Here is a 19,206-nt window from a genome sequence, read left to right as displayed (position 1 = left end):
GTGCTCAGCGGGCGGAGTGACACATCCCGAGCAGCGGCCGGTCCGCGGTGGGGGTGCCGGCGAGCGGCACGTCGACGATGTACGTACCCCCGGCACGAATGCCCTTCGTGCGTATCGGGCACCCTCCTCGCCACGGCGTCCAGGCTGCAGCCGCGGGCCATCCGCGCGCCGGAACCACTCGTCCGGCCGAGTGCCGACGACGGTGCGTCACCGCGCCCGTCAAGCCGGGTAGGGACGATCCATGAGGATTCTGATCGAGGGACGTCCCGGCGTGGGCAAGACGACCGCGGTCCGCGCGCTGGCCGACGGGCTGAGCGATCGCACGGTCACCGGTTTCACCACCCGGGAGATGCGGGAAGGCGGCACCCGGGTCGGCTTCGTGCTGGACACGTTGGACGGCCGACACGGGGTGCTCGCCCATGTCGACTTCCCGGGGCCACCTCGAGTGGGACGCTACGGCGTCGACCTGGGCGTCATGGAAGAGCTGGCCCTTCCCGCCCTGCGCGCGGTGTCGTCCCGGTGGGACGCGGGCGGCGGCCTGCCTGACCCTGTCGTCCTCATCGATGAACTCGGCCGGATGGAGCTCTCCTGTCCCGGCTTCCAGGACACGGTCCGCTCCCTGCTCGAGGCTCCCGTCGACCTCGTGGCCACAGTTCACGTGCACCGGGACCCGTTCACCGACGCCCTCAAGGAGCGCGATGACGTGGAGGTGATACATCTCAGCCAGGCCAACCGGGATACCCTGCCCTCGAAATTGGCGGCACGACTGCAGAGCCGGTGACACCGGCACCACGATGACGGTGCACGTCAACGGGGTCCGTCTGCGCGACGGTTTCAGCAGATGATCCTGGCTCGGTTCTCGGTGAATACCGCTGGGGGTGGCCCGTAGGCGTGAGTCGGAGAAGCCCGGATGCCGGGGTTGAAACTGCCGCTGCGGCAGCTTCTACCGTTCTGAACAGGGCCGGAGAGACCGGCCCGGTGGAACGATTCGTGAGGGAGACGGCGATGGCGTGGCCGACCGCGGAGGTCGCCCGGATGTCGGGCGTGACGGCCCGGACGCTGCGGCACTACGACGAGATCGGCGTGCTGCCACCGGCGTGGATCGGCGCCAACGGGCACCGCTACTACGAGGAGCGGCAGCTCCTGCGACTGCAGCAGATCCTGGTGCTGCGGGAACTGGGCGTGGGGCTGCCCGAGATCGGCCGGATCCTGGCCGAGCAGGTCGACGAGCTGGAGGCCCTGCACGGGCACCGCGGCCGGCTGCTCGCCGAGCGGGACCGCCTCGACGCCCTGGTCCGGACCGTCTCCCGCACGATCACCGAACTGGAGCAGTCCAGGAAGGACGGTAACCCCATGACCAGCATCAACCGACCGGAGAACCTGTTCGAGGGCGTCCGGCCCGCCGTGTACGAGGAGAGTATGCGCGATTTCCCCGAGCTGGCCGAGGACAACCGGCGGCGCCTCTCGACGATGAGCGAGGCCGAGGTCGATGCGGCGCACCGCCAGCGGACCGCGCAGATGATTCGTCTGGCCGAGCTCATGGCCGCTGGTCTGCCCGCCGACGCAGACCAAGTGCAGGCCGAGGTCGATGCCCAGTACCGGGCACTGACCGAGCTGCGTGCCGTCTCCGCCGAGGAGTTCCGGGTGCTCGGACGCTCTTGCGTGGACAACGAGCCGTGGCACGCGGCCTACGAGGCGATCGCGCCGGGCCTGGCCGCCTATCAGCGCGACGCCATCGAGGCGTACGCCATGACCCGGCTGAGCTGAGCCGAATACTAGGGGCACCGGCCCGCAGTGACGGCGGCTCATGTCGGTCGTATCGACAGGCGCACCTCGCCCGGCAACGGAGGCCGGGCGAGGTGCCCGAGGCCACCGGCCCGTCGCCGGTCGGCCGCGGGAAGACGGGCAGTAAACACCACCTGATCTGCGACGGGAAGGGGACCCGTTCAAGGTCATCACTACCGCGGCCAACGTCAACGACGCCACGCAGACCCTGGCCCTGGTCGACGGCATCCCGCCCGTCACCGGAAAGCCAGGCAGGTCACGCCGCCGGCCTGACGCCCTGCTCGGCGACAAGGGATACGACAGCAACCTCAACAGCCGCGAACTGCGCAGACGCCGCGTCCTGCCGGTGATCTCCCGCAAGGGCGCCCCGAACATCAAGGACCTGGGCAAGCCGCGCTACGTCGTCGAGCAGACCTTCTCGCTCCTGCACCACTTCAAGCGCCTGGCCATCCGCTGGGAAAGGCGCCTTGACCTGCACGACGCCCTCGTTTCCCTGGCCTGCGGCCTCATCTGCTGGAGGGGACTCAAGAAGACCCGGCCATGATCGTGTTACGAGCTCTTAGAACTCCTAACGGAATGATCTTCGAGGTGGTTGGATCGCTCCGGGAGTGACGATCCGGGGGTGTGGGGTGGCTCGGTCGAAGCCGTGGCATGTTGAGGACGAGCTGTGGGCGGTGATCGAACCGCTGTTGCCGAAGGTTGAGCGCCGCTCTCGCTATCCCGGGCGCAAGCGGCATCCGGACCGGCTGGTGTTCCAGGGCATTCTGTTCGTGCTGCATACCGGGATCGCATGGGAACACCTGCCGCAGGAGCTCGGTTTCGGCTCGGGCATGACGTGCTGGCGCCGCCTGGCTGAGTGGACCGAGGCCGGCGTCTGGCACCGGCTCCACGAGGTTCTCCTGGCCGAACTCCGCAGGGCGAACCTGCTGGACTTCTCCCGGGCGGCGGTCGACGGCTCCCACATCCGGGCGTTAAAAGGGGCCCCAAGACGGGACGAAGCCCTGTTGACCGGGGTAGGACGGGCAGCAAGCATCATCTGATCACCGACGCCACCGGCATCCCGCTCGCCGTCATGCTGACCGGCGGGAACCGCAACGACGTCACCCAGCTCATCCCGCTCTTGGAAGCGGTGCCGCCCGTGCGGGGCAAGCGCGGCCGTCCGCGGCGGCGCCCCGATGTCGTTCTCGCTGACCGCGGGTACGACCACGACAAGTACCGACGCCTGGTCTGGGGGCTCGGAGTGAAGCCGCTGGTCGCCCGGCGGGGCACCGAGCACGGCTCCGGACTGGGCACTCAACGCTGGGTCGTCGAGCGCGCGTTCGCCCACCTGCACTGGTTCCGCCGCCTGCGGATCCGCTGGGAGATCCGCGACGACATCCACGAAGCTTTCCTGACCCTCGGATGTGCACTGATCTGCTGGCGACGTCTGAACACGCCCCGCTGCATCGAGGCCGCGACAGCTGTTGCAGGATCTTGGAGTCGGGACCCAGCTCCGGGAGGCACCCCATCACCATCATCACGCACGAGGACCCGATCGGCCGGGGCCCCACCAACTACGTGATCCACGCCGATCTGTCGGACCGGCAGGACGGCTGGCGCGAGCAGCTGTGGACCCGCCAGCTCACCGAGGACACATTCGAGGTGGCCTGTCTGCCGTTCTTCACCTATGGAATCTGCTACCGCGATGTGGTGACCATCGACAGCAACCACCTGGTGAACAGGGTTGTGCGCAAGTCCGGCCACCGGACCCTTCGCGTCGCACTCGTCGCGGAACACGCAGACCGAGACCAGGTGCACGAGCTTCTGCACGGCAAGGCTGTCGACGCCGGCCTGCCACATGAGTGGCTTCAGGGCACCTACCTGGCCGTGGACCTCCCGCCTGGCTCGGATGAGGCGCCCTTCGTCGAGGCATTGGAACCCCTTGCCCAGGCCGGCGCCCTCCACTGGGAGATCGACTCCTGACCCGAAAGATCATTCCGTTAGGAGTTCTTAGGGGGGCGGAAGCCGACCTTGAGCGTCGGGCCATGTCATCCCCGCATGGTGGAAGACGGACATGAGGCTGGCGCCACCCCACCGCAATCACGCGGGGGAGTACCGACACGGTGCGCCTGCAGGTGGTCACGATGACGGGCCGGCCGGTGTGGCGCGACGACCGCGTCGCCGCTCCTCTCGGCGGCGGGCTGCTCCACTGCCTGCCCAGAGCGACCGTTCCGCCGCGAGTACCGGGCGGCGGCGCGGCGACGGTCAACTCGCGGAGGCGCTCTTTCCCGCCCGCGTCCGCCTCGTGGTCCACCGTCACGATCAGCTGGAACTTCATCGGGATGAGTTCTCGACGACTTCCTGACGAGCCGGGCCGCACCGAGGACCGGAGGGGGTACGACTGGTCGGGCTAAGCGATCACATGGCACCCGGATGGAGATCCGTCGCGTTCGGCGCGGGCACGGTGGGGGCCGGGACATGCCGTGGTTCACTGCCCGCGACGGCACCCCGATCCTACGGGAGACGCATCTTGGCCATTCCCGCCGACCAGCTCACCGACCCCGCCGTGCGCGCCTTGGTCATGGCCCTCAACGCCAACGACGAGCAGGCGTTCTTCGAAGCCCTTACCCCGGACGCGACTATGTCCGACGACGGCTCCGACCGCGATCTGCGTCACTGGACGTCCAAAGAGGTCTTCTCCTCCAACGGCTACATGGACATCGAGTCCGAATCGGACGATGGCCTGTCGCTGGTGGCGGAGTACCGAAACGACACGTGGGGCGCGATGCGCACCAAGTGGAAGTTCACGGTCAGCGACGGCAAGGTGAGCCGCTTCGACACGGGCCAGGCATAGCCGTCGAGGCCGCGGAACCGCTCGCGTCCTGCACGGCTTCGCACATTTCAGTCGGCTGAGTGCTGTCCGCGCACGAGGGCAGGCGCCCATGCTGTGCAGGACGCGGCTTGTCACCGGAGGGCAGGGATGATCCTGCCCGCCGAGCACCTGTAAGACTGCGTGGCCCACGGGCCCGGCAACAGGGTGCAACGGAGCGGAAGGGCGCCCAGCCACCTGGCTGGGCGCCACCTCGGCAGAGCAATCCACCGGCGTGCCACACGCTTCCGGACGCTGACCTGTGGGATGACGGGTGACCTCGTCATAGTGCACACGCACAAGTGTGGTGAGGTCCGGCCGGGCGTGCGTGGGACAACCGGCCGTGGTGGGAACCGAGGTCGTCACGGTCGCCGCCGACCCCGCTGCACCGTGCGGGGCGACGGCCCCGGTCGCGGCCCAGTTATGCGGGTGGGGCTACGACGAGAAGACCTCGGTCATCTCCGTGATCTTGTTGTCGGAGCCCACCGTGACGTCGTAGAAGTTCATGCCCCAGCAGAACTCCCCGTCCTTCGTCTTTTGCTGGTTCTGCTTCTGCTGCCCGCCGTCGTACTGCTTGCCGTCCGGGTCCGCGCAGGTCTTCACGTGGGCGACGCCGCTGCCGGGGCCCGCCTTGGGGCCGGGGATCTTGCCGCCGCCGTCCTTGGTGATGAGGACGAACCTGGCATTCGGGTCCAGAGTGTAGGTCTTCAGTTCGCCCACGGGGTGGTAGGAGGCTCCTGCGTTCGACGACGGGTCGCAGGCCATCTTGGTGTCCTTGGCGATGACGTTGTTCATCGCGCCCTCGACGTTGTTGACCCAGATGACCTTGTGGCCGGGCTTGGGTGTGGGGCAGCTGCCCTTGCCTCTGACGTCCCCGCCCCCGGCAGATGACTTGGCGGACGGCTGGGCCGTGGCGCTGTGCGGCGGCGTCGCCGACGGTCCGGATGCGCCGGTGTCCTCGTCGGGCCCGCAGGCGGTCAGGGCGAGTGCGCCGGCGATGACGAGCGCGGATGCGAAAACGTGGCGAACGGCCATGGTGGTTCCCCGTGGTGCGGCCCGGCTCCGACGGCCGGGACGATTCGGAGTGTATGGCATGGACATGGCCGTCCCGTCATCGGTTGTTCGCCCCGCACCCGCCCTGCCCCACTCCGCCTCCGCCCCCCTGAGTCAGGACCGAGCACATCCGGTTCCCGTGAAGCGGCTGCGTCGTGCCATGGAACTCGGGTGGCATCCACATGCTGTCCGCGCTCACCGCCGTGGTCCGGCGCACATCCGGTGCCTGGTCATCGTCGAGGATCGCGTCCTCGGCTTCGCGGGTGCCAAGACAGATCTGCATGGCGCCGAACCCGTCGCTGCCTTCAAAGCGCAGGCCCGCGGTGGTTACGACGATGGCGGCCTCCTGCGCCCAGGCGGGAACCGGAATTCGAAGATCCGTCAAAACGCCCTGAATCTGTAACCCCGAAACCGCCCGGCGGGGTGTATCCGGGAGTATCCTGAAATTACCGAGGACATTTCGCATAAGAGTTCAAAGCTCCTGTCGTTCTCGGCGATTCACAACACCGGGCCGGTGTACACCGGCCCGGGGACAGGTCCGCGTCATGACCGCGACCATTCTGTATGCGTCGGCGGTCGAGGAGCGGGCCTTTTCGCTGCCGCTGCGTCTCGCGCTCGCCTCGTCGGACACCCTTGGTGCTCTCCTGGAAGGTGCCTGGTGGCCCCGCTCCCGCGACCTGGCGGCGGAACTTCCTGCGTTGACAGCGGTGCTGGATCCCTTTGGGCGTCGGCAGCTGGGACCTGCTGGTGATTCCGCCGCAGACGGATCCGGCATTCCGTAGGCTGACGCGAAGCACGAGCTCATTCTGCTCGGACCTCAAGCACCGATCACCGGGCCCAGTAGCCGGCAGCGCCCGGCCGCCGGCAGAGTGCTTGCTATTCCACATAACCGTGCCACGGCCCCTGGATACGGAACCAGAGTCCGGGAGCGTAGGTCGATTCGACGACAGCTGCTTCGCCTGTGGTCACCCTGAGGAAGAGTCACGGCAAACGGCCGCACCACCAGTCGGGCGGTTCCGGCTCACTCCAGGGTGGCAAGGTGGTCGGCGGCGCCCCCGCGCCACTCGATCAGGAAGAGGGTCGCGTCGTCGCTGGTGATCCCACCCCGCTCCCGGATCAGGGTGCGGGAGAGGGCGCGCACCACTGCCTGCGCCCCTTCCTCGGCGTGCTCGATGCGATCGACCCAGGCGATGAGTTGCTCCTCGCCGAACTGCTCCCCGCCGGCATCGTGCTCCTCGATCAGGCCGTCGGTGAAGCACAGCACCCGGTCGCCGACCTGGAGCGTCTGCTCGCTGAGCTGGGGCTCGTCGCCGCCGAAGCCGACCGGCAAGGTGGTGGGGCTGTGCAGTTGCCGGACGACCTGGCGGTCGCGGATCAGCAGCGGCGCGGGGTGGCCGGCGTTGACCCATTGCAGGTGGCCTGTTGCAACGTTCAGGCGCATCATCTGTGCGGTGACGAAGTGCTCGGGCCCGAACTGCTGGGCGATGGCCCGGTCCATGAACGCGTAGATCCCGGACAGTCCGACGTCGGTGCGTCGGGCGTGCCGGTAGGCGCCGATGGCGACGGTCGCCATGGTGGCGGCGTCCAGGCCGTGGCCCATCGCGTCGACCGTGACGACGTGCAGGATGTCGCCGTTGAGGGCGTAGTCGAAGCTGTCACCGGCGACCTCGTAGGCGGGTTCGAGGATGCCGGCCACCGCGACCTGAGGGGTGGACATCGACAGCGGGGGCAGCAGGGACCACTGGATCTCCGCGGCCACGCTCATAGGCTCGCGCCGTCGGGTCCGGAAGAACTGGTCGGTGTAGCCGTTCTTGATGACCAGCATGTGGGCGACCAGGCCGGCCAGCCGGTGCAGCAGCCGCCGGTCGTCGTCGACGACGGTGTCCAGGGTGAGCGCCAGCACCCCCACCTGGTCGCTGCCGCCCAGCAACGGCAGGTACATCCGCACGCCGTCCGCCTGCGGCACCTCGACGGGAGTCCCGCTCCGGAAGGCCGTGCCGGCGGGGGAGCCATCGATCGGCGCGGGCTCGCCGACGGTCAGCAGCCTGCCCGGCAGCGGCACCAGCATCAGCTGTTCGTAGTCCTGCAGGAGGACCGAGACGTCACGGCCCCCGACCCGGCCCACCACTTCCACGACCAGCGGGGCGATCAGATGCGGTGGCATCTCGTGGGCCCGGTCCAGCAGCACCCCCAGCAGCCGCTCACCGAATCCTTCCGACCGGTCCACCGCGCCCTTGTCGGACCGCGGCTCTCCTGCCGTCACAGCCGCACCCGCCCTCGGAGGATCCGTTCGAAGACCCACTCATGTGATCGGTACACACGGGCTCCTGATAGGACCGTCATTCCGCACAGCCTGACGCGGCCAACCGGCCCAACGAGCCGATTACGCCAACGGCGGCATGTCACACCCGGTCAGGAGACGTGGCTCTCCATCCCGGTGTCCAAACCGTGGTTCCTGGTCTCGCTGCCCGAGTGGCTCCGAAACACCCTGTCGAAAACAGGCTCATGAAGCCGATCACCCCGAGGCGGGCCATGGCCTCGGAGCGGTGCGGGGGAGTGTCGTAGCCGCGGGCGCCGGATGCATCCCCGCTCGCGGGGCCCGGACCGGCTCCGTGCCGTTACGGCTGTGCGGGTACCGGGGACGCGGCCGGCGGTTCGGACGGCCGGGCGCCGGATGCGCCTCCGGTGCCCGGCGTGGTCTTCTCGTCCTTCTTCCAGGGGCCGACGCCGAGCTTTCCCGTGGTGCCCAGGTCGAGCTCTGGGATCACCATCACCGGGGCGGCGCCGGGCTTCGCCCACACCCTCGCGTAGGGAGCGTTCACGGGATCGCCGGCTCCGCCCTCGACGGTGTTGCGCCACACCAAAGTGGCGTAGGCGCGCTCGCCGGGCTTCAGGTCCAGCGGCTGAGGCACGCCGTCGGCTCCTGTGCCGGTGGCGATCGAGCTGCCGCCCTGGAGGGTCACGCTGTCGATGGGTTTGTGTTCCTTGTCGAGGGGCTGGAGCCGTGGATGGCCGTTGAGCCGGTACGGCTGAGTGCCGCAGTTCTCCAGGTGAAGACTTACGACGCGGAGTCCCATGGCGGCATCGCCGTCATCGGCGTACACGCGAATGCCCGAGGGCGGGCAGGAGCCTCCTTCGGAGGGCGCTTCGTCGGCGGGGACCCTCCTCACCTCGGCGATTCGCACGCGCACTGTGCTCGGCGCGCCGGAGGCACGCCCGCTCGCAGTGACGGCGCCCTTCGCGGTCCGGCCGGGCTTGACGGACGGCACGGTCTTCTTCCGGCTCTCCAGCGCCTCGCCGGAGCCCGAGAGGAAGGTGAAGGTGATCGTGTAACTGAAGGGCTTGGTCTTGCGGTTGGTGACCTCGAACTCGGCGCAGGGCGGTGTGCCTCGGCTCAGGCTGGTGATCGCGACTCCGTCCTTCTCCCCATCGGAAGAGCCTCCGGGCAGGGCCGACGCACCGGGCGTGGTGACCGTCGCGGAGGGCTGGGCCCCGCAGGAGGAGTCATGGGGAAGGCCCTGGGAGCCGGGCGCCTGGGACTGCGTCGGACCGCCGCCCTGTCCCTCGGTCTTCTGTGGCCCGCACGCTGTGAGCAGCAGGAGTCCGGCAAGAAGAGCGGGTCGAGTGACGAGGGCTTTGCGCATTTCACCGAGTCGATCAGAACGGGACCTCGGCAGGCTATGGCGGAAGCCACGCCTCCGGTCACAGTCGTGTCACAGGGAAGCGTGCCCGTGGACGAACGGGACGGCTCACTGCTCGTCCGTCAGCACCCTGCCATCCCCGGCGGGGTGCTGTTCGCCGGACCGGAGTGACGTGAACCCGAGGGAACGCAGCACGCGGCAGGTGCCGGTCAGGTGGTGCCCGCGGGGGAGGGCGCGGTAGAGGTTGCCGGTCACCGGCGTCGCTCCAGGGCCTGCGAGGGAGAGGCGCGCGTCGCCCGGCGCGTGGTGGGCAGCAGCCAGTCCGGCGAGGAGGTTGGCGCTGGGCCGCGCTGGCCTCAAACAGGCTCCGCCGGTACTGCACAGGCATCGGCGATTGCGGCGGTGTCCCAGTAGAAAGGGCGGACTTCGGCGATTCGCCGGCCTTTGAAGGTGATCGTCTGCAGGATAGGGAAGGTGAGTTCCCGGCCGCTGGAGCGTGCGCGAGCACGGACCTGGGTGAGTACCACCGCAGTCTCGCCAGTGGCGAGGAACTCCTGCTCCACCATGTCGAACGATTCCCACGTCCGGCTCATCGCGAGGAAGAACTGCTCGATGCCGACATGGCCACGCCAGACTCCGCCATAGGGCAGAGCGTCGGCCTGATGCAGAACGACATCAGGCGCGAAGAACGGGGCGAGTAGATCGAACGAGGCTTCCCCGGACCTCCAGCCGCCAGGTACTCCTCCTCGGCCTTGTACATGCCGGTGAGGATGGCCACCGGGTCTGCCGTAAACGAATCAGTCACGTCACCAGCATGGGTGACCCCATCGGGGCACGCTGGCGGAAATCGGACTTCGCACTGTGTCCCCGCGACCAGAACCCTTCGCAACAGACCTGAAGTGCGTCGCGGAGGGCGGTGAGTGGGCAGGACGGAGCCGAGTTCTCGGTGCTTCTGATCATGCGGCGAAGGCGAGGTCGTGCATGCGGGCGACGGCCTGGACCGTGTGGTGAAGGCCGTTGCCGCGTTGCCGTCATCACCGATCGCCGGTGAGTTCCTCCGCCGTGACGGCATCGCGTTCGGCTGCCGCCTTACGCGCCACGCCTGTCCCACGTGGTCAACGGGTTCCGGGGTCGCTCCGGCGCGGAACCCGTACGGCGGTCAGCCGCCCCAGCACGACTCCACGCCGCCACCCACTGCGCTGCACCCGGTTGAGGTGCAGTAGGTGATCGATGACGTCGTGCGGCATGTGCTGGGCGTCGCGGGCGAAGTCCTCCAGATTCCGGAGCATGTACGGCCCGTTCGCTCCCATGAGCTCGCGCTCCCGCTCGACGAACGGCGCGACGTGCTCCCAGACCCTGATCACCCGCCCCCGCAGCAACGCCACCATCTCGTCGTCCACGATGCCGGCCAGCCGCAGCACCGCGATGTTCTGGTAGTAGTACACGATGTCGTACACCTGCCGGCGTGCCTCGTCCGGCAGCCCGGACAGTCCCAGTACCGGGTCGTACTCGACGGACAGCCGCTGCGTCACGAACCGGTACCGGTCATGGAACTCCATGGACCGGAAGTCCGCGAGCAGATCCACGTACGCCGGTAACTGGTTGCCCCGTCGCAGGAGAACAGCCTGCGAGATCGCCGTATACACCGCGACGAACAGCGCCACCACGGACAACCCGGTGGCCACGAAATTGAGCACCACTGCCGCGCCTTCCCCTCCTCCGCCCGGCCGGGCGGCACCCCTCCCCGCATTCTCCCGCCCTCTGCGGTCCGGCGGGGGAGAAGGATGCTGTTCGGTCGGCCGCTCCAGGACTGCTGCGCGGTGTCCGGCGGCAACCGTGTGGCGCGACGTGAGTGGAGACCACTCTCTGCAGCTCAGCGCTGGTGCGAACTGGTGTGATCAGCAGCATCGTGTGCAACATGTGTGGTGCCGCTCCGTCCTCGGGCGAGGCGTCCGTCGGGTGGACAGGGAAAGACGATTGTCTTGCCCGGCCGTGCTGGTGGCCCGGAACGACACCGCCGTGCCCGATGCTTCCGTCAAGGACAGCTTCGCCGACCTCGACCTGGCGGAGTCCGGCTTCCAGGCTGAGCAATAGTCCCCGAGTTCCGTGTTCGTCCGTGGCTCCCTGGCGCCGCTGAGAGTGCCTGGTGGCACGCTTCCCGAAGGGCTACGTCAAGCCCACCAGCTCCTGCCCAGGTCGCCTGGCCTGGGGCGGCTTCCGCGGTCGGCTCTGTCACACCTGCTACATGTTCGGTCGCAGCCACGAAACGGCCGTCTGCATCGGCTGCCGGCGAGTCCAGCCGCTGAAGTGGGAGTACTGCCGTCTGTGCTGGTGCCAGGCCCGGCTCAACGCCAGGACCGCCACCGGCATGCCGACCGTCAGCGGCGAGGTGATGACCCCGTGGCTCCAGGCCGTCCGCCATCACCAGCTCTTCTTCGTGGGACTGCATTACCGCAGAGGATCGGCTCTCACCGCCCTGCACCACGTCAAGGCGCGAGAAGCATCCCGCGGGCCGCCGCCCGTGTCGCGCCCACGGCCGAGAGCCGGTTGGAGGCAACTGCCACTGTTCGAGCGGGTTCCGCGTGACTGCGGTCGGCTCGACCCGGCCGCCGCCGACCTGGCCAGCCCCTGGCTGGCCTGGGCGAAGCACCTCGCCCACCAACTCGCCGAAGCCCGGGGCTGGGGACGCGGCATCCGCTTCGCTGTCAACCGCGGCCTGGCCATCATGCTCACCGGATACACCGAGGGCGACGTCATCCGCCACAGCGAGACACAGCGAGATATCCAGCCCGCTCCGTGCCCTCGACCTGCGGGTTGGCCACGTCATCACGGTCCTTGAGGAGATGGGAATCTTCCTGGATGACGAGGAACCCTTCTTCGAGCGATGGCTCGCTGAGCGTCTGGAAGGCATTGCCCCCGGCATCGCTGCGGAAGCCGAACGCTGCACCCGAGTTCTGCGCGACGGCGGCCCCGCAGCCTGCCCCGGCAGCAAGCCACGGTCCGGCTCTACCTCAACCGGGCCCGCCCAGCGCTGTTGGCGTGGTCGAACCGCTACGACCACCTGCGGGAGGTGACCCGCGAAGACGTGCTGGCCCGTGCCAAGACACTGCACGGCCGCCACCGCATGGACGAGCTGGTCGCCCTGCGCTCACTGTTCGCCTGGGCCAAGCGGTCCGGCCTGATCCTTCGCAACCCGGCCAGCCGTATCAACGTCGGCCAGATCGAGTACAGCGTGCTCCAACCGCTCGCACCCGGCAAGATCGACCGCTCCGTCGCTGCGGCCACCACCCCTGCCGCCCGGCTTGTCCTCGCTCTCGCGGCGGTGGACGTGGCCCGGGTCGCCCAGATCGCCACCCTCATGCTCGACGATGTTGACATCGGGAACCGCCGCCTGACCATCGCCGGCCGTGTCCGGCCCGTCGACGGTCTCAGCCTGAAACTACTGCTGGACTGGCTGGAATACCGGCGCGAGCGCTGGCCAAACACGGCCAACCTCCACCTGCTGATCAACAACCAGACCGCTACGGGCACCGGTCGCGCCAGTAACCGCTGGATCCGTGGGCCCCTGCGTGGCCAGGAGGCGACTTTGGAACGGCTCCACGTCGATCGACAACTCGAAGAGGCCATGGCCCAGGGCCCTGCCCCCCCTCCACCTTGCTGAGGTGTTCGGGCTTCACGAGAAGACGGCCATGCGCTACGCGGAGTCCGCACGAGCTCTGCTGGAGCAGGCTGCCGAGACCGACCCCTGATGGGGATTCTTGGAAACGACTGGTGTTGCTTCTCGCCTCACTTGATCCAGTTCTCAACGACTGGGGACGATTGGCAGGTATCACGCCGGCGACAAGCCGGTGCCGCGAGGCTGGTCAGGTGCAGCCCGTGCTCGCGGCCCTGCTCAACGCTGTACGAGAATCTTCCGGGCCCTGCTTACGCCTCTTCCGCGGGAATGGCCGGCCATGCCGCGTAGCGGCTGCGCATCGCGTCGCTGGCTGCGGGGCCCGCGGTGAAGACGTAGGCGGCGCTGTCGTCGAGTCGGCGGCCGGTTTTGGCGTCGACGACGACCGGCTCGACTTCCTCGCCGCTGTGCGCGTCGACGAGGATCATGCTGCGCTCCGTCGGCGTGAGGCGGGAGTTCCCCCACGCGGCCAGGGCGACGATCACCGGGCGCAGGGAGCGCCCGAGTTCGGTCAGGACGTACTCGTGCCGGACAGGGCTGGTCTGGTAGGGCCGACGCTCCAGCAGACCGTCCGCGAGCAGGGTCTTCAGCCGGGTGGTGAGCATGCTGGAGGAGATGCCCAGGCTCTCCTGGAACTGGTCGAAGCGGGTGTACCCGTCGAAGGCGTCGTGGAGGATCAGCAGTGTCCACCACTCGCCGACGTGTTCCACCGTCGTGGACAGCGGGCACTCCCGGTCCTCCAGCCTGATCCGGCTTGCCACGGCGACCATCCCCTCGGTTACTGCTAAAATCGAAGTTAGTGGCTTCTATTTTAGCAGTCGAGGCGGGAGCGGCGCCTCGTATACCCGCGCCCGGGAACGGAGCACACCGTGACCACATCCATCAGCGAATCCCTCGAAGGCCGACGCGCTCTGGTCACCGGCGGCACCAAGGGCACCGGAGCCGCCATCGCCCGACGCCTGGCCCAGGCCGGCGCGACCGTGCTGGTCACCGCCCGCAGCCGCCCCGACGACGTCGAGGAGAAGGCCTTCATCGCCGCCGACCTGTCCACCGCCCAAGGCGCCGCCCACGTCGCCTCCGAGGTGGACGCCCGCGTGGGAGGCGTCGACATCCTGGTCAACACCCTCGGCGGCTCCGAGGCACCGGCAGGAGGATTCGCCGCGCTCGGCGAGGACGACTGGGCAAAGGAGCTGAACACGAACCTGCTGGCCGCCGTCCGCCTGGACCGCGCACTCCTACCGCACATGCTCGCCAAAGGCAGGGGCGCGATCGTGCACGTCACCTCGATCCAGCGCCGCATGCCGCTGTGGAACGGCACCCTGGCCTACGCCGCCGCCAAAGCCGCCCTGACGACCTACAGCAAAGGACTGGCCAACGAGGTGGCCCCCCACGGCATCCGCGTCAACACCGTCTCACCTGGCTTCGTCCAGACCTCGGCCGCCGACAACCTCGTCGCCCGGATCGCCCACGACGCCGGTATCACCCAGGAAGCGGCGCTGGGCCGGCTCATGGACTCCCTGGGAGGCATCCCGCTCGGCCGTCCCAACCAGCCCGAGGAAGTTGCCGAGCTCGTCGCCTTCCTCGTTTCCGACCGCGCCTCGGCCATCGTCGGCGCCGAACACGTCATCGACGGCGGCACCACCCCCACCGTCTGAACCCGCCACCACCATCAGGAGCGTCATGCACGACAACCAGCCCCGGACCATCACCCCGGACGACCTGCCCGAGGTGATCACCCGCTACCTCACAGCGCACCGCGCCCACGACACCGCCACCGCGGTCACGACGTTCACCGACGACGCCACAGTGATCGACGACGGCAACACCTACCAGGGCAGCGCCGCGATTGAGCGGTGGCTGGACCGATCCGCCACCGAATTCACCTACACCATCCACCTCACGAACGCTCAGGAGACTGACACGGCCCACTACATCGCCACACACCACCTCGAAGGCAACTTCCCCGGCGGCACCATCGATCTCCGCTATCGGTTCACGCTGCGCGACGACCTCATCGAACACCTCGCCATCGAACCCTGAGCTCGCTCCCACACCTGTTCCGCCCACGAGAGAGACCCACCCACCCCAGACCGCCCCGTCCCAGCCCTCGTGCCCACCCAGCCACCCGACCAAGAGCCAGCCCTCAAGTTCGGCATCCACCCGCAGATCAGCACTTGCACGCCTGAGGAATCAAGGCGAGCAACTCCGGGGCCATCGTCAGCACAGGGTGAGGAGATTCAAAGATCCCCATTACCTCGCGAGTTGACCCCGAACCCACGGGGCCATCCCCGAGAATCAGGGCACCGCACCCTCGGGTTCGAGCTGAAGAACCTTCAGTTTCCACGAACCCGCGGGGGTCAGCGGCCGCGGGGAACATCGGTACAGCGGTTGGCGCTGAGAACGATCATGGTCGGCTGGCACACCGGCTGGGGGCTCCGCTGGGGTTCGCGGAAAGATCGCCGGACGGGTGCCGGGGCTGGCTACGGTCTCCTCGTGCCGGTGGAGTTCTGACTGATGAGCAGGCGGAGGCGTACGGGAAGTTCGCCGAGGAGCCGACCCGCCCCGAGCTGGACGAGGACGACGAGGGCGAGGGGTGAGCGCGCCGGCCAACCCCTCGCAGCTATGTCGATCTGTTCTGTGCTGTGGTGGTCTCGGCCAAGTCGGGTTCGAGTGTTGAGTGAAGCCCTGTAGCGGCGGAGCGCCGCGACGTGATCTCCGAGCCTGTCGTAGTATGGGGGCACTCGAAGTAAAAACGCGTGTTCACTGCTGGGCATCGACGCTTGTCGATGAAGCAGGGCCACGCGCGCGTACGCGGTACCGGACGGACCGCCACTTCTTCCCCTCGAAGGAGTGCGCAGTGAATGTCCGTCGTACTGGAACTGTCGATAAGGCCGACGCTCTCACCGAAGCGTCCCGTTCGCCACGTTCCCTACGTGAAGCGGGGATAGCCCTCGCCGGGTTGTCAGCGGTGTTTCTGTTCGAGATGCTCGACAACTCGATCCTCAACGTCGCACTGCCGACCATCGGCCGCCAGCTCTCGGCGTCGACAACAGTGTTGCAGTGGGTCACGGGCGTGTATGCCGTCGTGTTCGGCGGACTGATGCTGGCCCTCGGCGCGCTGGCCGACCGGGTCGGTCGCCGCAAGATCATGCTGGTCGGGCTGGTGCTGCTGGGTGCGGCAAGTCTGGCAACCGCGTTCGTCACCACGGCGGAGCAGCTCATCGCGGTACGTGCGGCGATGGGTGTCGCGGCTGCGATGACGACGCCAGGCTCCCTCGCCTTGGCGTTCCGTCTGTTCGACGAAGACGAGCTCCGTGTCCGTGCGACGACGCTGATCTCGACAGTGGGCTTGGTCGGACTCGCGATCGGGCCCACGGTCGGCGGCTTCGTGCTCGCGTTCGCTCCGTGGCAAGTGCTGGTGCTGGTGAACGTGCCGACCGCCGCACTCGCGTTCATCGGCATTCGACGCGGCATCCCCGCCGACAGGGAGGACGAGCTGCACCGCGACCCGATCGACGGCGCGGGCGCCCTGTTCGGCACGGCCGCGATCGTTCTCGCGCTGGTCGCACCGACGCTGTTCGTCGACGCGGGCGCCGCGTCGCCTCTCCCGTGGCTGACCACGGCAGCGGCCATCGTGATGGCCGCGATGTTCGTCGTCCGCGGGCGCTCCGCCCGCTATCCGCTGCTCGACCTCGAACTCGTCGCTCGCCCACTCGTGTCCAGCGGGCTGGCATTCAAGGGCGCGTCGGGCCTCGCAGTCGCCGGCCTCGGCTACCTCGTGACCCTGCAGCTTCAGCTCGACTGGGGCTGGACGCCCGCTCAAGCGGCCCTTGGAATGCTGCCGCAGGTCGTCGTACTCATCGCCGGCGGTGCTCTCATCGGTCCGCTGGTCACGCGCGTCGGTCTCGACAAAGCCGCCTGGCTCAGCGCCGGAGCCGTCGTGTGCGGGCTCGCCGTCTACGGGCTGCTGGGCCGCTTCGGGTATGTGTGGGTCGCCTTCGCGCTCGTGCTCGTCGCCGCCGGGATGCGCGTCGTAGGTGTCGTCGCCGGGACCAACGTGATGCGTGGCCTCCCGACCAACCGCACCACCATTGGAGCAGCGCTGGTGGATACCGCCAGCGAAGTCGCCACGGGAATCGGCGTCGCTGTCAGCGGGACCATCCTCGCAGCGCTCTTCACTGGCGACATCGCCACATCGAGCTGGAGCACTGACCAGACCACGGAGTTCCGCGAGGCGGTCACCTTGGCTGGGATCGTGCTCACGGTCTTGGCCGCGGCACTGGTGGGATGGGGCATCGTCCGTGCCCGTCGCGTCGCGGACAGCACGACGCAATCGCCCGCAGCCGATCCGGACGGCGAGTAGGAAGGGTGCGGCTGCGAGGCGTCGGGATCCGTTGAAAATCGCGGCGGAGTGCGGCATTTGGCCTGGATCGAGGTCGCCCCACCCTCACCACGCCTGTCGTCAAACGGTCGTTTGCACCGACAGGCGGTCGGCCACGCTCACTGGCACGGCCGACTGGTCTGGTGGCTTCCAGCTGGACCACCGGGACGGCTCGATGTCCTGCACCCAGGGCCTAGAGTGTCCGGGCGTGGCGCTGCCGCATCAGGGTTGGCGTGACTGCACCGCTGGCGACTGGTCCGACGCGTGCGTCGGCCGGATCATCTGGACGTGCGGCAGCTGACCCGCGACCCTGCGCAACGCGCTGGAACGGCTGCTCTTCGGACCACACCCGCAGAGAGGCGCGTACATGAGCGACTACACCGTCATCAACCTGAAGGTCATGAGCGGCGACGGGGAGATCTCTTTCCAGATCAAGATGGACACGCCCTCCGGAAGTTGATGGAGGCGTACTGCAGCAAGACCGGCGAGAGCCCGGGCAGCGTCCGCTTCCTCGTCGACGGTGGCCGCATCAACTCAACGGACACATCGGCATCCCTGGAGCTTGAAGACAACGGCAGCATCGATGTCATGGAAAGCGAGGTTGGCGGCTGATCATCTCGCTCACCTTGGCTGAATCCCACAGAGGGCTAGGCCTGAGCACCTTGCCAACCAGGCCCGAGCCGGCGCCGCTCTCGCCGCACACTGCCGCCCCCCCGGTGGCGGTGCCGGCTGCTCTCCCCGCTGGGTTTCCTCGAGGTGCTTCAGCAGGACCGCGGTCGCGGTCGGGACGTCGGCGAGGATCCGGGCGGCTCGGGGGCCAGGGCGGAGAGCGCCTCGACGAGATAGTCGATCGCGTCGACGGCATCCTCCACCGCGGTAGCGCTCCAGCCCCCGTCGCGCGCGGAGTCGACGAGGCGGCACGCGGCCTCGGCAACAGCGTCAGCATGCTCTTCCACGCCGGGGGCCGCACCGCTGGTGAGGTCCATGGTCGGCTCGCCGGCGGTCGGCTCGGTGCCAGGCGATATGAGGGTGTGGAGGGCGCGGCCGCGCGGGTGCGCTGTGGTCACACCAGGAGTGTGCCGTACCGTCGGCCTGCTGGCAGAGGCAGTTCCAGCGACAGCGTGCTCAGCACAGAATGTGCCGACCCGCCTTCGCCAGCTCTGGCGCCAAGGCCCGCCCGCACACCGTGCACCGCAGTCCGCCCGTCGGTACCGGGGCAGGCGGCGGCGCTGGGCGACGAGCGGCTTGTGCTCGCCGCTGGGCCGCGCGCAGCTGACGGGCGTACCGGGCCTCGCTCTCCCGCCACGTGGCCGCCTCCTCCCGGGCCTGCCGCCGTGACTCCTGCAGCTTGTTGTGCAGGGCCTGGGGGAGTTCCGCGCCGCGTGGGCCCAGGCCGAGCTCACCGAGCGGGATCACGGCGCCACCAGGCCGAGGCGGTCGAGATCGGCTTCGCCATTATCGACGGGCGCGAGGCCGAGGTCTCCCACGCCTGCCCCCGTCTGCGGGAAGCGCTTCGTCCCAGGTCACGGGCACCGCAGGGACCAGGTCTACGATCGGCCTTCGTGTCGTACGGCCGCGTGGCGGCGCCGCCGGGCCGAGCGGGTCCGTGAAGCCGTCAACAAGGCCACGGCCTTGAACGTGTCCGAGTCGCTGATCAGCGGGAACACGTTGTCGTTCGTCGAGGGGTCGGCGGAGTCCCCGACGGCGGTACCCGAGTGCCGGGCCGCGGCCTGACCAGCCCGAGCGCGACGGCCGGACGGGATTGCCGGGTTAGGCATCGCCGGATGCACGACCAGCACCAGCACCTGCACGACGCCGTTCATGC

General features: G+C 68.6%; 21 protein-coding genes and 2 pseudogenes. 13 read left to right on the top strand and 10 right to left on the bottom strand.

The annotated features are described in order from the left end of the window. Nucleotides 1-241 precede the first annotated feature (241 nt). The 6 genes and pseudogenes from J1792_RS31960 (at nt 242) to J1792_RS31935 (ending at nt 4,618) form a co-directional block, all read left to right on the top strand. Nucleotides 242-781, top strand: coding sequence for a nucleoside-triphosphatase (locus tag J1792_RS31960; protein WP_086566146.1), 540 nt, complete (start codon nt 242-244; stop codon nt 779-781). Nucleotides 782-1,005: 224 nt separating this feature from the next. Next, the gene (locus tag J1792_RS31955; RefSeq protein ID WP_207248758.1) at nt 1,006-1,767 is read left to right on the top strand and encodes a MerR family transcriptional regulator; all 762 of its coding nucleotides are present in this window, start codon (nt 1,006-1,008) and stop codon (nt 1,765-1,767) included. Nucleotides 1,768-1,924: 157 nt separating this feature from the next. Continuing rightward, on the top strand, nt 1,925-2,329 hold the full coding sequence (locus tag J1792_RS31950; protein ID WP_207248766.1) for a transposase: 405 nt from the start codon (nt 1,925-1,927) through the stop codon (nt 2,327-2,329). Nucleotides 2,330-2,414: 85 nt separating this feature from the next. Then, nucleotides 2,415-3,211 (top strand): annotated as a pseudogene (locus J1792_RS31945) (IS5 family transposase); the annotation flags it as partial. Nucleotides 3,212-3,258: 47 nt separating this feature from the next. Then, complete coding sequence (locus tag J1792_RS31940; RefSeq protein ID WP_242645945.1) at nt 3,259-3,747, top strand: DUF4265 domain-containing protein; 489 nt, start codon at nt 3,259-3,261, stop codon at nt 3,745-3,747. A gap of 547 nt (nt 3,748-4,294) precedes the next feature. Continuing rightward, nucleotides 4,295-4,618 carry a nuclear transport factor 2 family protein gene (locus tag J1792_RS31935; protein WP_179198721.1) on the top strand — a complete coding sequence of 108 codons (324 nt, stop codon included), beginning with the start codon at nt 4,295-4,297 and terminating at the stop codon, nt 4,616-4,618. 450 nt (nt 4,619-5,068) lie between these two features. Here J1792_RS31935 and J1792_RS31930 read toward each other — a convergent pair whose 3' ends face one another. Further along, on the bottom strand, nt 5,069-5,668 hold the full coding sequence (locus J1792_RS31930; RefSeq protein WP_086566142.1) for a hypothetical protein: 600 nt from the start codon (nt 5,666-5,668) through the stop codon (nt 5,069-5,071). Between the two features lie 76 nt (nt 5,669-5,744). Beyond that, entirely contained in the window at nt 5,745-6,152 is a 408-nt protein-coding gene (locus tag J1792_RS31925; RefSeq protein WP_207248757.1) for a hypothetical protein, read from the bottom strand. Nucleotides 6,153-6,231: 79 nt separating this feature from the next. On the opposite strand from J1792_RS31925, the gene J1792_RS31920 reads away from it, so the two are divergent. Beyond that, a complete protein-coding gene (locus tag J1792_RS31920) occupies nt 6,232-6,468 on the top strand; it encodes a DUF5994 family protein (protein WP_307843143.1) in 237 nt (78 codons plus the stop codon). Nucleotides 6,469-6,707: 239 nt separating this feature from the next. Here J1792_RS31920 and J1792_RS31915 read toward each other — a convergent pair whose 3' ends face one another. From J1792_RS31915 to J1792_RS31895, 5 genes and pseudogenes are all read right to left on the bottom strand, one after another. Then, on the bottom strand, nt 6,708-7,949 hold the full coding sequence (locus J1792_RS31915) for a PP2C family protein-serine/threonine phosphatase (protein WP_207248756.1): 1,242 nt from the start codon (nt 7,947-7,949) through the stop codon (nt 6,708-6,710). A gap of 355 nt (nt 7,950-8,304) precedes the next feature. After that, the gene (locus J1792_RS31910) at nt 8,305-9,330 is read right to left on the bottom strand and encodes a DUF4232 domain-containing protein (protein WP_086566140.1); all 1,026 of its coding nucleotides are present in this window, start codon (nt 9,328-9,330) and stop codon (nt 8,305-8,307) included. A 105-nt stretch (nt 9,331-9,435) separates the two neighbouring features. Beyond that, a complete protein-coding gene (locus J1792_RS31905; RefSeq protein WP_143587539.1) occupies nt 9,436-9,687 on the bottom strand; it encodes a hypothetical protein in 252 nt (83 codons plus the stop codon). After that, nucleotides 9,684-10,087, bottom strand: a pseudogene (locus J1792_RS31900) (nuclear transport factor 2 family protein). Before J1792_RS31900 ends, J1792_RS31905 begins: the two are co-directional and overlap by 4 nt. Nucleotides 10,088-10,442: 355 nt before the next feature. After that, nucleotides 10,443-11,024 (bottom strand): DUF4760 domain-containing protein, encoded by a 582-nt coding sequence (locus J1792_RS31895; protein WP_143587538.1) that lies wholly within the window; start codon nt 11,022-11,024, stop codon nt 10,443-10,445. A gap of 449 nt (nt 11,025-11,473) precedes the next feature. On the opposite strand from J1792_RS31895, the gene J1792_RS34815 reads away from it, so the two are divergent. Next, nucleotides 11,474-12,166, top strand: a complete 693-nt coding sequence (locus J1792_RS34815; RefSeq protein ID WP_242646971.1) for a hypothetical protein — start codon at nt 11,474-11,476, stop codon at nt 12,164-12,166. A 231-nt stretch (nt 12,167-12,397) separates the two neighbouring features. Beyond that, nucleotides 12,398-12,988 carry a site-specific integrase gene (locus J1792_RS34810; protein WP_242646970.1) on the top strand — a complete coding sequence of 197 codons (591 nt, stop codon included), beginning with the start codon at nt 12,398-12,400 and terminating at the stop codon, nt 12,986-12,988. Between the two features lie 263 nt (nt 12,989-13,251). Here J1792_RS34810 and J1792_RS31885 read toward each other — a convergent pair whose 3' ends face one another. Next, nucleotides 13,252-13,770, bottom strand: coding sequence for a winged helix-turn-helix transcriptional regulator (locus tag J1792_RS31885; RefSeq protein WP_179198720.1), 519 nt, complete (start codon nt 13,768-13,770; stop codon nt 13,252-13,254). Nucleotides 13,771-13,869: 99 nt separating this feature from the next. Here J1792_RS31885 and J1792_RS31880 point away from each other — a divergent pair, with 99 nt between their 5' ends. The 4 genes from J1792_RS31880 (at nt 13,870) to J1792_RS31865 (ending at nt 17,993) form a co-directional block, all read left to right on the top strand. After that, nucleotides 13,870-14,655, top strand: a complete 786-nt coding sequence (locus J1792_RS31880) for an SDR family oxidoreductase (protein ID WP_086566138.1) — start codon at nt 13,870-13,872, stop codon at nt 14,653-14,655. Between the two features lie 25 nt (nt 14,656-14,680). Beyond that, a complete protein-coding gene (locus J1792_RS31875) occupies nt 14,681-15,040 on the top strand; it encodes a nuclear transport factor 2 family protein (protein WP_055634672.1) in 360 nt (119 codons plus the stop codon). A 928-nt stretch (nt 15,041-15,968) separates the two neighbouring features. Next, nucleotides 15,969-17,363 (top strand): MFS transporter, encoded by a 1,395-nt coding sequence (locus J1792_RS31870; protein ID WP_242705201.1) that lies wholly within the window; start codon nt 15,969-15,971, stop codon nt 17,361-17,363. Nucleotides 17,364-17,840: 477 nt separating this feature from the next. Next, entirely contained in the window at nt 17,841-17,993 is a 153-nt protein-coding gene (locus J1792_RS31865) for a ubiquitin family protein (RefSeq protein WP_086574027.1), read from the top strand. A gap of 149 nt (nt 17,994-18,142) precedes the next feature. On the opposite strand, the gene J1792_RS31860 is transcribed toward J1792_RS31865, so the two are convergent. Then, nucleotides 18,143-18,448, bottom strand: a complete 306-nt coding sequence (locus J1792_RS31860) for a hypothetical protein (protein ID WP_242646969.1) — start codon at nt 18,446-18,448, stop codon at nt 18,143-18,145. A 480-nt stretch (nt 18,449-18,928) separates the two neighbouring features. Then, nucleotides 18,929-19,204, bottom strand: coding sequence for a hypothetical protein (locus tag J1792_RS31855; RefSeq protein WP_179199077.1), 276 nt, complete (start codon nt 19,202-19,204; stop codon nt 18,929-18,931). Nucleotides 19,205-19,206 lie beyond the last annotated feature (2 nt).

Source organism: Streptomyces triculaminicus (genome assembly GCF_017349075.1).
Lineage (GTDB): Bacteria > Actinomycetota > Actinomycetes > Streptomycetales > Streptomycetaceae > Streptomyces > Streptomyces triculaminicus.
Note: the sequence above shows the minus strand (reverse complement) of the source record. Positions and strands in the feature narration are given on the sequence as shown.

Coding starts and splice junctions, on each gene's coding strand:
- J1792_RS31960 (WP_086566146.1), top strand. CDS start 242: ATGAGGATTCTGATCGAGGGACGTCCCGGCGTGGGCAAGACGACCGCG.
- J1792_RS31955 (WP_207248758.1), top strand. CDS start 1,006: ATGGCGTGGCCGACCGCGGAGGTCGCCCGGATGTCGGGCGTGACGGCC.
- J1792_RS31930 (WP_086566142.1), bottom strand. CDS start 5,668: ATGGCCGTTCGCCACGTTTTCGCATCCGCGCTCGTCATCGCCGGCGCA.
- J1792_RS31925 (WP_207248757.1), bottom strand. CDS start 6,152: ATGCGAAATGTCCTCGGTAATTTCAGGATACTCCCGGATACACCCCGC.
- J1792_RS31920 (WP_307843143.1), top strand. CDS start 6,232: ATGACCGCGACCATTCTGTATGCGTCGGCGGTCGAGGAGCGGGCCTTT.
- J1792_RS31910 (WP_086566140.1), bottom strand. CDS start 9,330: ATGCGCAAAGCCCTCGTCACTCGACCCGCTCTTCTTGCCGGACTCCTG.
- J1792_RS31885 (WP_179198720.1), bottom strand. CDS start 13,770: ATGGTCGCCGTGGCAAGCCGGATCAGGCTGGAGGACCGGGAGTGCCCG.
- J1792_RS31875 (WP_055634672.1), top strand. CDS start 14,681: ATGCACGACAACCAGCCCCGGACCATCACCCCGGACGACCTGCCCGAG.
- J1792_RS31865 (WP_086574027.1), top strand. CDS start 17,841: ATGGAGGCGTACTGCAGCAAGACCGGCGAGAGCCCGGGCAGCGTCCGC.
- J1792_RS31855 (WP_179199077.1), bottom strand. CDS start 19,204: ATGAACGGCGTCGTGCAGGTGCTGGTGCTGGTCGTGCATCCGGCGATG.